This is a genomic window from Natrarchaeobius chitinivorans (assembly GCF_003841505.1).
Classification (GTDB): Archaea; Halobacteriota; Halobacteria; order Halobacteriales; family Natrialbaceae; genus Natrarchaeobius; species Natrarchaeobius chitinivorans.
The window spans coordinates 83,336-96,996 of record NZ_REGA01000013.1; the positions used below are offsets into that span (position 1 = coordinate 83,336).

Annotated in this window: 12 protein-coding genes; 8 read left to right on the forward strand and 4 right to left on the reverse strand. The window is 56.7% G+C overall.

Annotated elements, in window-relative coordinates; translation table 11 throughout:
* Positions 1-479 precede the first annotated feature (479 nt).
* Positions 480-974: a VOC family protein gene (locus EA473_RS14420; protein WP_124196349.1), complete on the reverse strand. Its 495-nt coding sequence runs from the start codon at positions 972-974 to the stop codon at positions 480-482.
* Between the two features lie 128 nt (positions 975-1,102).
* Here EA473_RS14420 and EA473_RS14425 point away from each other — a divergent pair, with 128 nt between their 5' ends.
* From EA473_RS14425 to EA473_RS14460, 8 genes are all read left to right on the forward strand, one after another.
* Positions 1,103-1,528, forward strand: coding sequence for a secondary thiamine-phosphate synthase enzyme YjbQ (locus EA473_RS14425; RefSeq protein WP_124196350.1), 426 nt, complete (start codon positions 1,103-1,105; stop codon positions 1,526-1,528).
* Between the two features lie 67 nt (positions 1,529-1,595).
* Entirely contained in the window at positions 1,596-3,050 is a 1,455-nt protein-coding gene (locus EA473_RS14430; RefSeq protein ID WP_165875300.1) for a rhamnulokinase, read from the forward strand.
* A gap of 272 nt (positions 3,051-3,322) precedes the next feature.
* Entirely contained in the window at positions 3,323-4,300 is a 978-nt protein-coding gene (locus tag EA473_RS14435; protein WP_124196352.1) for an ABC transporter permease, read from the forward strand.
* 1 nt (position 4,301) lies between these two features.
* Positions 4,302-5,231 (forward strand): ABC transporter permease, encoded by a 930-nt coding sequence (locus EA473_RS14440; RefSeq protein WP_124196353.1) that lies wholly within the window; start codon positions 4,302-4,304, stop codon positions 5,229-5,231.
* Positions 5,231-6,283: an ABC transporter ATP-binding protein gene (locus EA473_RS14445; RefSeq protein ID WP_394341310.1), complete on the forward strand. Its 1,053-nt coding sequence runs from the start codon at positions 5,231-5,233 to the stop codon at positions 6,281-6,283. Before EA473_RS14440 ends, EA473_RS14445 begins: the two co-directional genes overlap by 1 nt.
* Positions 6,276-7,292: an ABC transporter ATP-binding protein gene (locus EA473_RS14450; protein ID WP_124196355.1), complete on the forward strand. Its 1,017-nt coding sequence runs from the start codon at positions 6,276-6,278 to the stop codon at positions 7,290-7,292. The genes EA473_RS14445 and EA473_RS14450 overlap by 8 nt, the downstream gene beginning before the upstream one ends.
* Positions 7,293-9,228: 1,936 nt before the next feature.
* Positions 9,229-10,050, forward strand: coding sequence for a CheR family methyltransferase (locus EA473_RS14455; RefSeq protein WP_124196356.1), 822 nt, complete (start codon positions 9,229-9,231; stop codon positions 10,048-10,050).
* A 253-nt stretch (positions 10,051-10,303) separates the two neighbouring features.
* Positions 10,304-10,534 carry a DUF7385 family protein gene (locus EA473_RS14460; protein ID WP_124196357.1) on the forward strand — a complete coding sequence of 77 codons (231 nt, stop codon included), beginning with the start codon at positions 10,304-10,306 and terminating at the stop codon, positions 10,532-10,534.
* Positions 10,535-11,025: 491 nt separating this feature from the next.
* Here EA473_RS14460 and EA473_RS14465 read toward each other — a convergent pair whose 3' ends face one another.
* The 3 genes from EA473_RS14465 to EA473_RS14475 form a co-directional block, all read right to left on the reverse strand.
* Positions 11,026-12,237, reverse strand: coding sequence for a chemotaxis protein CheC (locus EA473_RS14465; RefSeq protein ID WP_124196358.1), 1,212 nt, complete (start codon positions 12,235-12,237; stop codon positions 11,026-11,028).
* An 8-nt stretch (positions 12,238-12,245) separates the two neighbouring features.
* Positions 12,246-12,602, reverse strand: a complete 357-nt coding sequence (gene cheY, locus EA473_RS14470; protein ID WP_124196359.1) for a chemotaxis protein CheY — start codon at positions 12,600-12,602, stop codon at positions 12,246-12,248.
* 113 nt (positions 12,603-12,715) lie between these two features.
* Entirely contained in the window at positions 12,716-13,597 is an 882-nt protein-coding gene (locus EA473_RS14475) for a CheF family chemotaxis protein (RefSeq protein ID WP_124196360.1), read from the reverse strand.
* Between the last annotated feature and the right edge of the window lie 64 nt (positions 13,598-13,661).

Here is a 13,661-nt window from a genome sequence, read left to right on the forward strand (position 1 = left end):
TCTGATTAAAACCAGACAATTATTTAAAGCTATTGTAAAAATTCTATTAATTACCCTGTTGATATACTGGCGGCGAGTATCGTCGACGACCGTTGTAAACCAGTGATGATCCGGAAATCAACCTGCTCGAGCCACGAAAACGTCGAAATTACACACCTGGGTGGATCCGGTGGTCGTCGCGTGGGAAGTGAACGTCGAGAAATGGCGACCACCCCGACCGTATCGGATCGGTGGGTCCGATAACACGGTCTGTTGTGACGATGTACCGGTGTATCGTGACCGTCCTGTGAACGTCCCGGAACCGATTCATACGGTTTACTGTACGTCAGTACCGAAGACCGGCCCCATCCCGTGGTCGCTCCGATACCCAGTTACAGTAATCCGTATCACGCGATCCGTATCAGCACGTCACGTTCGCGCAACCGTGTATCAATACCGTTCGCGCAACCGTGTATCAATACGGTTCGCGTGACCGTGTCTCAGTACGTCATGTTCGCGTGACCGTGCTCGTATCCGTGCGTGTGAATCTCGATGTAGTTCCCGAACGGATCCTCGCAGTAGGTCATTTTGTACTCCTCGTCCGGATACACGTTCCAGATGTCCTTGATCTGGTTTCCGCCGGTTTCGTCGATTTTGGTGGCGAGTGCTTCGATGTTCGGATCCTGAACGCAGATGTGGTTGAGTCCGGGCTGCATCACGTCGGGGTCCGACTCTCCGTCCGTCGTATCGTACTCGAAGAGTTCGACGCCGACGTGGTTACCGGTGGCCATGTGTGCGATCTTCATCCACTCGAAGCCGCTCATTCCGTCCGCGACGAGCTTTCCGAAGTGGCCCTCGTTTGCGTGTACCTTCTCCGGCCCCATCACGTGTGTAAACCCGAGGACGTCCTCGTACCATTCGACGCCGGCGTCGATGTCGTCGACGGTGATTCCGATGTGACCGAGACTTCGTGGATACGGCTCCGATTCAGTCATACTCGAGGAGTTAGATCACCTGATACATAATAGTACCGCGGGCGACCGCTCGAGTGACCCCCAAAATCGGCGGTTAGAAATGCGACAGTTATCGGCAGTTATTTGATCCCGTCGCAAATCCTCCCACTATGGAACTCGAGACCTCCTCGTTTAAAGTCTCGACCGACGACAGGGTCGAACTCCGCAAGATCACGGACCGGGTCGAGGATGCGATCGACGAGTCGGATGCGGGAGACGGGCTGGTGTTCGTCTCGACGCCTCACACCACGGTTGCGCTGTTTACGAACGAGTACGAGAAGCGTCTGACACAGGATATCATCGACTTCTTCGGGGAGTACGTGCCGCCGGAAGGCGGTTACCTCCACGACCGCCATCACGTCGCGACCGAAACCCAACCAAACGCACACGCACATATTATCACGTCGATGGTCCACACACCCGTCCTGGCGCTGCTCCAGGACGGAACGCTGCAGCTTGGACAGTGGGAAGACGTACTCTTTTTCGACCTCGACGGCCCGTCGACGCGAACGGTTCGGGTGACGATACTCGAGTAACCACCCACACACCGCCGTTTCGACGGTAATGGGAATAGTTATGGCCCTCCCTTCCCTGATTCGAGGCATGTCCAGCCGTGTCGCGATAGACATCGGAACGAGTACCGGAAAAATTTATTACGGCCGACTCGACGGCGAACTGGACGTGACCGAGGCGTATCGGTTCGAGACGAACCCGAGTACAGTCGACGGCCGACTCGTCTGGGATATCGAGTCCCTCACGACCGAAATCGTCGCCGGCCTCGAGTCGGTGATCGAAGAGACTGGGTCGGTGGCGTCAGTCGCGATCGACACGACGGCCGGCGACTTCGGTCTCATCGAGGACGGCGAGCTTCAGTCAGATCCGTACTGCTATCTGGACCAGTCGCTGTACTCGAAAGAAGACGACCTCCTCGAGTGCGTCCCGCGGCGGGAAATCTTTCGTCGGACTGGCCACCACGGCGTTCCGAACTCGTATTACTACCAGTACCACGAGGATCCGGAGTCGTTCGAACGGGCAGACGAGCTGGTGATGCTCCCGCAGTTGCTCTCCTGGAAACTCGGCGCGGAGCCGGTGGGTGAGACGAGCTTCGGTGTGACCCTTCGGATGATGGACATCCGGACGGGAGAGTGGGAGACTGACCTCCTCTCTGAGCTGGATCTCCCGACCGACGTCCTGCCCGAAGTGGCCGACGCCGGAACCGATATCGGTTCGGTGGACCCGTCGCTGTCCGAATCGTTTTCCGGGGAAACGGACGTGTATCTCGCACCGAGTCACGACACGGCGGCCGCCATGGCGTCGATCCCGTTCGAACCCGAAAGCCCCGGTTTCCTCTGTACCGGCTCGTGGCTCATCCCCGGGCTGGAGCTGACGGAGCCGGTGATCGACGACGCCGCGTTCGACGTTCCGTCGTCGAACGAACTGAGCGTCGGGGGACGAATCCGATACATCCGTAATACGCCTGGATTCAGCCTCCTCGAGCACTGCCGGGACACCTGGAGACGAACCGGCGGTCGCTACGAGTACGACGAGTTGACCGCGGCGGCGCGTGACGCCGAGGCGTTCCGATCGATCGTCGATACACTCGACGACCTGTTCTTCGAGGCCCAGGCCACCGGGGACGTCGTCGCGGCAATCGAAACCTACTGTAGGGACACCGGTCAGCCGGTACCGGAGACGGAAGGCGAGATCACCCGGTGTTTGCTCGAGAGCCTCGCGATCCGAACTGCGCTCGTCCTCGAGCGGTTGATGGCCGCCGCCGAAACGTACACGGACCGACTTCACCTGGTCGGCGGCGGCGTAGAAAACGAGCTGTTCTGTCAGCTGGTCGCATCGGCGACGGGTCTCGAGGTCAAAGCCGGGCCGACCGAGGCGACGGCGATCGGGAACCTCCTGTCACAGTTCGTCGCGAGCGGCGATATCGCGTCTTACGAGCAAGGGCGCAAAATCGTCGACGAGACCGTCGACTTCGACTACTACGAGCCGAGAAATACGTCGACGTGGGACGACGCCCTCCAGCAAGCCACCGAGACGATCACGTAAAACGGCCGGTCGTTCGCGCCGGTTTACCAGGAAAGGGATCACGTTTGGGTGTAGAAATCGGTGCAGTCGCTCCTCTACTCTCGGCAAGTCGTCACGAGTCGTTTCGGAGTTCGTAAATCCTCGTCTCGAGACGCATACTATAAGTGGTTTGGTTTAGTAAACGCTATGATGTGGAAATAGAATGCAGGTCATTACCATCCCTGTTACATCGGAGCGGAACACGATGAACACGACTGTCCCGTCTCGTCCGCGCAGCTGACTAGCACGCAAAAATGAGCCTCAAAAAATACGTCGTCCGCCGTATCGGGCAACTGATCGTCACCTACTGGGCGTTTCTGACTCTTCTGTTCGTCGTCTTTCGTCTCGCACCTGGCGATCCGACGTCGATGTATCTCCAGGAGGGACTCAGTGCAGAGGAACGAGAAGCGATACTGGCTCGTCACGGCCTGGATCAGCCGCTGCACGTCCAGTACGTCGAGTACATGGCGCAGTATCTCACCGGCGATCTCGGCCAGTCGTTTCGCCACGGAGTTCCCGTCTGGGACGTTCTCGTGGTTCGGTTCTTCAACACGATCATCCTGATGGGACTCGCGTTCGCCATCGCGTACCTGATCGGCGTAAGCGTAGGGGCTTTCATCGGCTGGGTCCGCGGCACTCGCAAGGAGAAAACCGGTATCGTCGTGACACTGATCGCTCGGTCCTCCCCCGAGTTCTGGATCGGTATCCTGTTGCTGATGGTGTTTACGTTCTATCTGGGGTGGTTCCCGTCCGGCGGAATCCGCCCACCCGGAACCGAGTACGAGACGTTCCTCGGCAGGTATCTGAACTGGGGCGTCGCCTACCACCTCGTGCTTCCGGTGTTGACTGGCGTCATCTACTACATGGCGACGCCGACGCTGCTCATGCGAAGTAGCATGATAAACGTGCTCAACTCCGATTTCATCCAGATAAAGAAAGCGGAGGGAATTCCCGAGTACATAATCCTCTACAAACACGCCGCCCGGAACTCGATCCTCCCGATGACGACCGTGGTCGCACTGGTCGTCGGCATGTCTATCGGCGGATCGCTCGTCATCGAAACCGTCTTCAGTTGGCCGGGAATGGGCCGGGAGATGGTCGAATCGGTAACGTACAACGACTATCCGCTCGCCCAGGCCATCTTCTTCCTCATGGGAAGTCTCGTGATCTGGATGAACTTCGTGGCGGACCTCGCGTACGTCTATCTCGATCCACGGGTGAGGTACGATTAATATGAGTGTAAAAGATCACCTTCCAGCTAACGTCGAATCGAAGCTGACCTCGAGTCGCGCGCTCAGTCAGATCAAAGACGGTGTCTCGACCGCCTACGAGCTGTATCGCTCCGACCGGCTCGGCCAGTTCGGCATCGTCGTCCTCGCAGCATTCGTCTTCATCGCGGTCTTTGCACCGATTCTGGCGCCGTACAGTCCGGGCGCGCGCCACCGACGGGACGACGGATCGCTCGCCCGTCTCGACGCGCCGTCGACAGATCACCTCCTCGGGACGACCCACCACGGACAGGACGTCTTCTCTCAGCTTATCGTGAGCGCTCGCGTCTCCGTCTTCGTGGGCTTTCTCGCGGCGTTTATCGCCGTCTTCATCGGGACGAACATCGGACTCATCAGCGCGTATTACGGCGGCTGGATCGACGACATCCTGATGCGTATCGTCGATATCGCGTACGGACTTCCGTTCCTCCCGTTCGTGATCGTGCTCGTGTTCATCTTCGGTGCGAACATCGTCAACATCATGCTGGTCATCGCCGCGATTCTGTGGCGTGACTCGGCGCGTGTAGTCCGGTCCGAAGTGCTTTCACAGAAGCAACGTCCGTACGTGGAATCCGCGAGGGCGATCGGTGCGAGCGACTTCCGTATCCTCTACCGGCACGTGTTCCCGAACGTGCTTCCGCTGACCGTCCTCTACATGGCGTTCGCGGTGGCGTACGCGATCATGTACGAGGCGAGCATCGCGTTCCTCGGATTCGGCGACCCCAACGTCTACTCCTGGGGTCGGATGATGTACCAGGCGTACACCCACGGAGCGATCCGTGAGGCCTGGTGGTGGGTCCTGCCTGCCGGAGTCTGCATCATGCTGCTCGTCTCGTCGGTGTTCTTCATCGGTCGAACGCTCGAGGAGATAACGAACCCCGAAATCCGACACTGATACCAATGCTAGAACTAACCGATGTTCACGTAGAATACGAGATGGAAGATGGTGGAGCCGTCCACGCCGTCAACGGCGTCAGTATCTCCCTGGAAAAGAACAAGATACTGGGTCTCATCGGCGAAAGTGGCTCCGGAAAGTCCACGCTCGCCAAGGCGGTCATCCGCCTGCTGGCGAAAAACGGAGACGTTCCGGAGGGTTCCATCGAGTACAAGGGAACCGACCTGACGGAGCTGAGCGACAGGGAGTTTCGAACGGAGATCCGCTGGGACGAGATCTCGATGGTCCCCCAGAACGCGATGAACGGGTTCGATCCCGTCTACACCGTCGGGAATCAGATCGTTCAGGCGATCCGAACGCACGAGGACGTCTCGAAGGGCGAGGCTCGAGAGCGCGCTCGAGAGCTGTTCGAACAGCTCGGCATCGATCCCGGTCGGATCGACGACTACCCACACCAGTTCTCGGGCGGAATGGCCCAGCGGGCGATGATCGCGCTCGCGCTCGCGCTCGATCCGTCGCTCATCATCGCCGACGAGCCGACGACGGCACTCGACGTCGTGATCCAGGACCGGATCTTACAGACGCTTCGGGACCTCCAGCAGGAGATCGAAAGCAGCGTGGTCCTCATCACGCACGACATTTCGGTCGTCTCCGACATCTGCGACGAGATCGCTGTCATGTACGGCGGCCGCGTCGTCGAACACGCCGACGTCGAGACGATCATCAAAGAACCGCGCCACCCGTACACGCTCGGACTCCGGAACGCGTTCCCCGACATCGAAGAGGACGATCAGGACCTGATCTCGATTCCCGGAACGCCACCGGATCTCGTCGAACCGCCGGAAGGCTGCGGGTTCGCGCCACGATGTCCGTTCGCCACCGACGAGTGCTGGGACGTCACGCCCGAACCGGAGGAGTACGGCGACGGACACATCGTCGAGTGTCACAGAGCGGACGAACAGGAACTACTGACCGAGGAAGCCAAACGCAAAGAAACCTGGATGGACCTCGAAACCGAACCCCAACAGGGGGTGGAGGAAGCCGATGACTAGTCCGAAAATCGAAGTCGACGATCTGAAAAAGCACTTCAAGTCGAACGAAGACCTGTTCACCCGACTCTTCGGGTGGGGTGAAATCGAGTACGTCAAAGCCGTCGACGGCGTCTCCTTCGAGATCGAAGAGGGCGAATCGTTCGGTCTGGCCGGGGAGAGCGGCTGTGGAAAGACGACCTGTGGAAAGTCGCTCCTCCACCTTCACGAACCCACATCGGGTACCGTCTCGTTCGACGGCCAGGACATCACCGATCCGGCGGTGCGCGACGAGATGGACTTCCGCACGGAGGCACAGATCATCCAGCAAAACCCCTACGAGTCGATCAATCCACGCTATCGCGTCTTCGACTGGGTGAAAGAGCCACTCGACGTCCACGGCATCGGATCGGAGGAAGAACGCGAGAACACGGTCATCGAGACCATCGAGAGCGTCGGATTGAACCCCGCGGAGGCGTACATGCACGAGTACCCGTCCGAACTCAGCGGCGGGGAGCGCCAGCGCGTGAGCATCGCGCGTGCGATCATCCTCGAGCCGTCGTTCATCCTCGCCGACGAGCCGGCGAGCATGCTCGACGTGAGCGTTCGCGCCAGCATTCTCGACCTGCTCGATCGGCTCCAGGACGAACTCGGTATCTCGATCCTCTACATCAGCCACGACCTCTCGCTGTTGAAGCACATGTGCGATCGCATCGGGATCATGTACCTCGGAAAACTCGTCGAGGTGGGGCCGGCGACGCAGGTGATCAACGATCCACAACATCCGTACACGAAGGCGCTGGTCGGCTCGACGCCGACCATCGACCCCGACGACGAGCGCGAGGCGGCCGAGTTGAAAGGCGACATTCCCGACCCGGTGAACTTACCGTCAGGCTGTCGGTTCGCACCCCGGTGTCCGGAGGCGACCGACGAGTGCACCGTCGAGGAACCCCCTATGTACGATACGGGAGACGACCAGCAGGCACGGTGTATTCTGTACGACGAAGAACAGAAACAGACTATCTCCGAGTAAATACCTTCTCTCGGCTCGCTTTTTACTCGCAGGTCCCATTCATCATCGGCCCTTCGCGCCTCGTTATAAACGCGACTGCCTATAGTCTATAGTAACAACTGAAACGATTTACACACCGATCGCCGATCCATCCCGCGAGCGGGAGTGCAACGACTTTCAACGACTACTATAGTACTGGCACCGTTCTCCCGCTCACGAATCTACAGTCGGTACGTGTAGTGTTTCTTCCTCGAGCGCGAGCGGTGAACAGGTCGTTTACGAGCAGTCCGATCGTTTCGGTGTCTATGCTCCACCAGGAACTGCCCAGGGAACTGGTGAAGACAACGAAACTCGTCTGCTCGGTGCGTGAGCGACAGCGTCGTTACGTGAGCTAGCTCTTGGTCACCCCATCAGAACGCTCCACGCACTGAGGACGCCAGCCAGTTCGTTCGCCGGTTGTCTCCATACGACCGGAAGTTCGGTCCGAGAGCTACGAGAGTTCCTTCGTTTATTCGGTACAGAGTATAACTGACCACTAATAATTTAGTAAATATATGATATACGATAATACAGAAATTACGACTGAGATGTACCCGAATCAGGTGTTATCGACGAAACCATTGGTATAGAAATCTGTATAGTATTTCCATTGATAAACAATATAGTGGGGCATAAAAAGGATACGTACCGTCCAGCCGCTCGGACATCACGCTACCGATCCGGCGGCCGCATTCCTGGATGGATACCGTGGAGCCACTTCTTCTCAGACGCAGTGTTCTCGTCGCCCATTTCCGTCCTCGAGTGGCAGTTGGCCGACCTGGACTGATTAGCAGATGGGATCTATCGATCGAATCCCGGCCGAAATCGGTCTCACGACCTCGAGATGTGCAGCGGTTGTTTCCGTAATTCGAGGGTGGTTACTCGAGTGATGGCCCACACCATGATTGAACATGATATGAATTACTGTGGTTGTCAGAACCCGAACCAATTGCTCGATAGACGATCACAGTCTGCCGAAGGTCAAACTGAAACAATCAAATTAGAATGTATGATATAAAATTGGTAGCATGGGCCGAAACCGGTAGCTCTTCACAGGGGCAAGCAACTCGTATCGCACCGCCGGACGGGTTGTATCGTCTTGGTGGCTTCGTTGCTATCGAAACCCAACCCCTGTCCGTATACGAACTGACGGCGGACAGTTCGCTCACACTGTCGGCCAGAACGATGTGAAGATCGGTCGCTGTCCGTGAGCCGTCTCCGGTGGCGACGGCCACGAATTCGCGACTCACTGGCTTCTGTCCGATAGTATCGTTCCCCGTCTGTGAAAGTGTGATTTGGCGATAACCATACCGGGTGACGTCGATCGAATTGGCGTCCTCGCCCGTTATTGAGTCCCAGAACGTACGAATATCAATTCGATACGGGTGTACAGGAACGCACAGCTGCGGGAACCGAGTATATCGCTATAGTATAGTGTTTTTGACGCGGAATACGAACCTTTCACCGGAAATCTGGTGTCCCGGTTCGTTCTCGTCGGTGGCTTGATCGATAGGATTTCAGTCGCGACTTTGCTGTCTGCCCGGCGCTACACGCACCGGAAATCCGGTCTCCTTGCGTTCTGTTCGTTCCGATCGGCGCCTCCCACCGGTATACAGGCACTGATGACCTATCGGCCGGTATTCGTCCTCCCCTCATTCGCACACCGGATTTCCGATAAAATCGATGAATTTCACACTCGTTTTAATACATTCACCGGAAACCCGGTGTGACGGTGACGGCCGGTCGAATCACGACGGAGTACCCTCTCAAGCGTCGACTGATGGGCGAAATCGGACCGCACCGCACGATTTCGATCATCAGCTCAGGCTTGGGACGCCACTGAGGGGCACGCTGTTCGTCGGTCGTCCGCTCACAATCAGCAAACTTATCGTTCTAACCCTCCAGCATTGGAGATACTGTGACCAGCGACGATTCGTTTACGCTCCTCCTCGAGTATATGGAACGGGAACTGGAGTTTATCACGAGCCATTACAACGATAGTTACTTGGATCGTCGGATAACCGCGCGAATGCGGAGAACAGATTGTGACGACTATCGAGAGTACCTCGAGCACGTCCGGAACGATCCCGACGAACAGACGTCGCTTCTCGATTCGTTGAGTATCAACGTGACGGGATTTTTTCGAAATCCAGGGGTCTGGGACGGCATTCGAGAGGTACTTCGGACGCTGTCGCAGTCCCAGCGGCGGATCGATATCTGGAGCGCTGCCTGTGCTGATGGTCGAGAGCCGTACTCGTTGTCGATGCTCGTTCACGACGATCCGGGGATAGACGAGTCTGCCGTCAGTATCCTTGCAACAGATATCAGCCGCGATGCTTTAGAGGTTGCACGACGCGGGGAGTATGCGGACTCACGAACGACCGACCTCAGTGACGAGCTCTCGTATCTGCCGGACTTTCGTCAGTACGTCGACTACGACTCGACGGCAGGGACGTACCGTATCGATGACCGGATTACGGATCTAGTTTCGTTCGAACGCCACGATCTAATCAGCGGTGCGTCGAAGTCGGGATTCGATCTCGTCACGTGTCGGAACCTATTCATCTACATTGATACTGACCATAAAGAGTCAATGATCAGGACAATATCGGACTCGCTTCGAGAGGATGGATATTTCGTCATTGGAAAAAGTGAAACGATACCTCCCGGTCTGAAGTCGATATTTTCACCGTCCGATAACCGGAACCGAATATACAGAAAAGTAGACGACAATTCGTAGACTTCAGGAATACCTCGACCGGTATTGTTGTATCCTGGTGTCAATTCTCACACTATGATATATAGAGGGCGGAATGTTCGACCCGAGCACGAGGAGAGACGCTCCAGATCACCGGTTTCATTACGAGGACCGATCTCGAGTTCGTCGGTACCGTTCTTCGGAGCGGAAGCGGTATCGCTTTGCACCGGTCTCCACCTCGCGGTCCTCAGTTAACTCGATCACATTTACGATTGTCGCTCTCAATATCAGTTGTATGGATCCGGATTTCGACGTTCACGATCATCGCCACCAGATGAAACTCCTCCGCGATGCGGGTGACGTGGCAGTGTACGAAAATCGAGAGAAATTACGCTGTCCGGCCTGTTCGGAGGCGTTCGATCGGTTGATGATAATCGAACGACGGACGATGAGTTTTCCTGAAACCGATGGTGTTCCGTTTTGTCTCGTCAGGCGGGACGAGAGCCTTGCACTGTTCAGACATTAATACTGCCCCGTTCAGACAGAACTACTGCTCCGACCAGTCTCTACTCCTTCTCCGTTCAGATACTACTACTACCGGTTTCACCCAATATCGGACGATCCGTTCCGGCCCGATTCTGGTCCGGCCACAACGTATTTACACGAGTATGTTCGTAAATCAGCGGTTCAGCCGATTAACCAACTCGTCACTGCATTCGTATAAACTGGCTTTCGGAACTGCATTCGGATGCGTCGCCCATCGTAATTTTCACACACCACGCTGAAACGGACCGAACGACGCGAACGCCGGGACTGAATCGGGTAGACTGTAGTAGCCACTGCACGACATCTCACACCTGATCGCACAGTCGTCGTTCGATCAGGTGTGCACGTACTTTCGGTGGCTACTATAGAGTGGACCTGATACGAACTACTGTCCGTCGTCGCCTGCGAACGCGAATCGTCCCGGCCGGGCCGGATCCTCGGTCAAGGGACCGTACGAGTCGGCAGTGTTCCTCAGAACAGTTCGTCGGGATCGACTCGAGTGTTCCCCGAGTTTTCGACGAGAAGGTCGTCGAGTGCCTGCTCCAGTTCGTCGCGTCGGGGTAATGCGAGCATCTGGCAGGTGAACACTCGATCGCTGTTCGTCTGGATGCTCGAGTCGAGCAAGAAGGCGTGGTCGTCGCTCTGAGCGATCTGTGCCGTAATCGGTGTTAGCACCCCAGATCCGGTGTCGGCGACGAACTTCGGGGGCGAATGTTTTATTTCGGCGTTCAACACGTTGGCCCACCCGTCGATGAACCCGCTGGTCATGATGTTGCCGAGTTCTTTGAGCGCACCCTGTTCGATATCGCCCCAGTTTTCGTCGGTTTCCATCGGCACGAGCGAATCGACGACCGCACGGCCCGACGGCTGATCGAAGAGGATGACCAGGTAGCCGCTGAACTTCCCATTGAACTCCATCACCGTCCCGACGAACCGTTTGTTTCCGACTTCCGTCGGGATATCCTCGATCGGAACCAGGCTCAGCCGGCTGATGTTCACGGTGGTTTCGATTCCGGTCATCGAGGTGATGTTGGTCGCGGCTTTCTCGGCTCCCTCTTTGGTCATGTCGTTGAACACCTCGAGTTTCTCGAGAGAGACGATCTTGTCAGTCTGGGGTTCAAGCGAGCGTTCGAGTGACTTCGAATCGGGAACGAGGAGGATTCTAAAGTCGATCGGTTCGTTTACGGAGTCTTTGGATGCTGCGACGCGGCTTCGGAAGACGAACAGGTGTCTGTCGTCTTCGGTCGTCGCGGACGTCGGGAGGATGTCGGTTCCAGTCCCCTGGATGTACGTGGGTGGTGAACTCTTGATTTTGGCGCCGAGGTAGTTCGCCCAGCCGTCGACGAAGCCACTCGTCATGATGTTGCCGACCTCTTTGATGCTACTTTTTTTCTTCTCCGGGTCGTCTGCCGGGACGAGCGTGTCGGTGATCGCGGACCGTCCCTGTTCGTCGAACGCAAGGACGACTTCGCCGTCGATTTCGCCGCGTAGGTCGATGTTGACGCCGGCGAATTCGTCGCCGATAAACTCGTACTCGAGATCGGACGAACTCATCAGCGAGACGTCTGTCACCTGGACTCGAGTGCTGATCCCGGTCAGTTGTGAAAGTGAGGAGGCGGCCGACTGTGCCCCGTCGTGAGCGAGTTCCTGGTACGTTTCGAGTTCTCGTATATCGATTTCCATGGAAAGGGTCACTTGGCGGCGATGCTGTTGAGCTCTTCGAGCACGCTCTCTTTTTGAAACGGCTTGGTGATGTATCCCTCTGCACCTGCCTTGATGGAGTCTTTCATCTGTTCGGCCTGTTCGACGCTGGTGCACATGACGACTTTCGCAGCCGGATCCATGTCCGTGATTTCGTCGGTGGCCTCGATCCCGTCTTTGATCGGCATGACGATGTCCATGAAGACGATGTCCGGTTTTTCTTCGCGGTAGATCTCTACGGCTTCGACGCCGTTTTCGGCTTCGCCAACGATGTTGTGATCTTCTTCGAGGATTTCCCGGAGGAGATCCCTCATAAACCCAGAATCGTCCGTGATCAGCACGTCCATAGGATGATGAATACACCCAGATAACTTAATGATGTTGACCAAAATTGTGACATACGTCCCCGCCTCTGACCGGGCACGCTGATCGCTGTACTGGGTTGGTCGTTTTCGACGCGTTACGTATTCACGTCCTCGATTCGCTGGCTGACGACGATTCTCCCTTTCGGCGTTAGCGCGATCCCGTCTTCTTGCTCGACGATCAGATCCTTGGTCTGAACCGAATTCAAGACGTTCGTCACGTACGCCGGATCACCATCGAGCATATTCGTAAAGTCGATGTCGCCACCCGTCGCGTGAACGCTGACGAGGACTCGCTTTTCGGGGTTAGTCAACTCGATCTCCTCGACTTCTTCCCGCAACTCGTCGAACTCGAGCCGGAGATATCTCGCGAGGAGATTGACGTACTGGCTCTTCGTCGGCGAAATCAACGTCGTCTTCGTGAGCCCTGACTCGTTTTCGATGTATTTCACAGTGAGTGTTACTCGATCGTCGCGCTGGCCGAGTTCGTTCGTCCGTCCGATTTTCATCACGCTCTCGACGTCGATACTGAACGTTTTGCTCTCGGTAGCGACGTCGATCGCCCGACTTTTGATCCGAATTTTCCCGGTTACGACCGGCGTGTCTTTCACGCGTCCGCCAACCCGGGCGGGGTGTTTCACTGCGACCGTTCGTCCGTTTAACAGACACCGAAAGAGTATCGCGACGAACTTCGATACCGTCTCGCTCTGGCTTTCGATCACCGCGCTTCGAACGCCGCTTTCGGTTTCGTAACCGATCGTTATCGTATCGTCGAAAAACCGTTTGACGTGGTTCGGGACGGTCCCGACGTTTACGTCGATTACCGTCGACAGTGGAACGGTCGTCCTCTCGTCGTTCGTCGCGAGGACCAGTCGTTTCCGCGTCAGAATAATTCGGCCGTTAGAGGGCATTTCGCCGCCATCTTCGCCACGGCTGAGAAAGAACCGCGCGGTAAAATCGGCGACGACGTCTTCGTTCATGAATACGTCTATTGACCGAACTCTCTTAGCCCTTTAGGGAACGGGGTGGTTCGTCCGGGTAGAT

Coding starts and splice junctions, on each gene's coding strand:
- cheY (WP_124196359.1), bottom strand. CDS start 12,602: ATGGACGTGCTGATCACGGACGATTCTGGGTTTATGAGGGATCTCCTC.
- EA473_RS14450 (WP_124196355.1), top strand. CDS start 6,276: ATGACTAGTCCGAAAATCGAAGTCGACGATCTGAAAAAGCACTTCAAG.
- EA473_RS14430 (WP_165875300.1), top strand. CDS start 1,596: ATGTCCAGCCGTGTCGCGATAGACATCGGAACGAGTACCGGAAAAATT.
- EA473_RS14420 (WP_124196349.1), bottom strand. CDS start 974: ATGACTGAATCGGAGCCGTATCCACGAAGTCTCGGTCACATCGGAATC.
- EA473_RS14440 (WP_124196353.1), top strand. CDS start 4,302: ATGAGTGTAAAAGATCACCTTCCAGCTAACGTCGAATCGAAGCTGACC.
- EA473_RS14425 (WP_124196350.1), top strand. CDS start 1,103: ATGGAACTCGAGACCTCCTCGTTTAAAGTCTCGACCGACGACAGGGTC.
- EA473_RS14475 (WP_124196360.1), bottom strand. CDS start 13,597: ATGAACGAAGACGTCGTCGCCGATTTTACCGCGCGGTTCTTTCTCAGC.
- EA473_RS14435 (WP_124196352.1), top strand. CDS start 3,323: ATGAGCCTCAAAAAATACGTCGTCCGCCGTATCGGGCAACTGATCGTC.
- EA473_RS14465 (WP_124196358.1), bottom strand. CDS start 12,237: ATGGAAATCGATATACGAGAACTCGAAACGTACCAGGAACTCGCTCAC.
- EA473_RS14460 (WP_124196357.1), top strand. CDS start 10,304: ATGGATCCGGATTTCGACGTTCACGATCATCGCCACCAGATGAAACTC.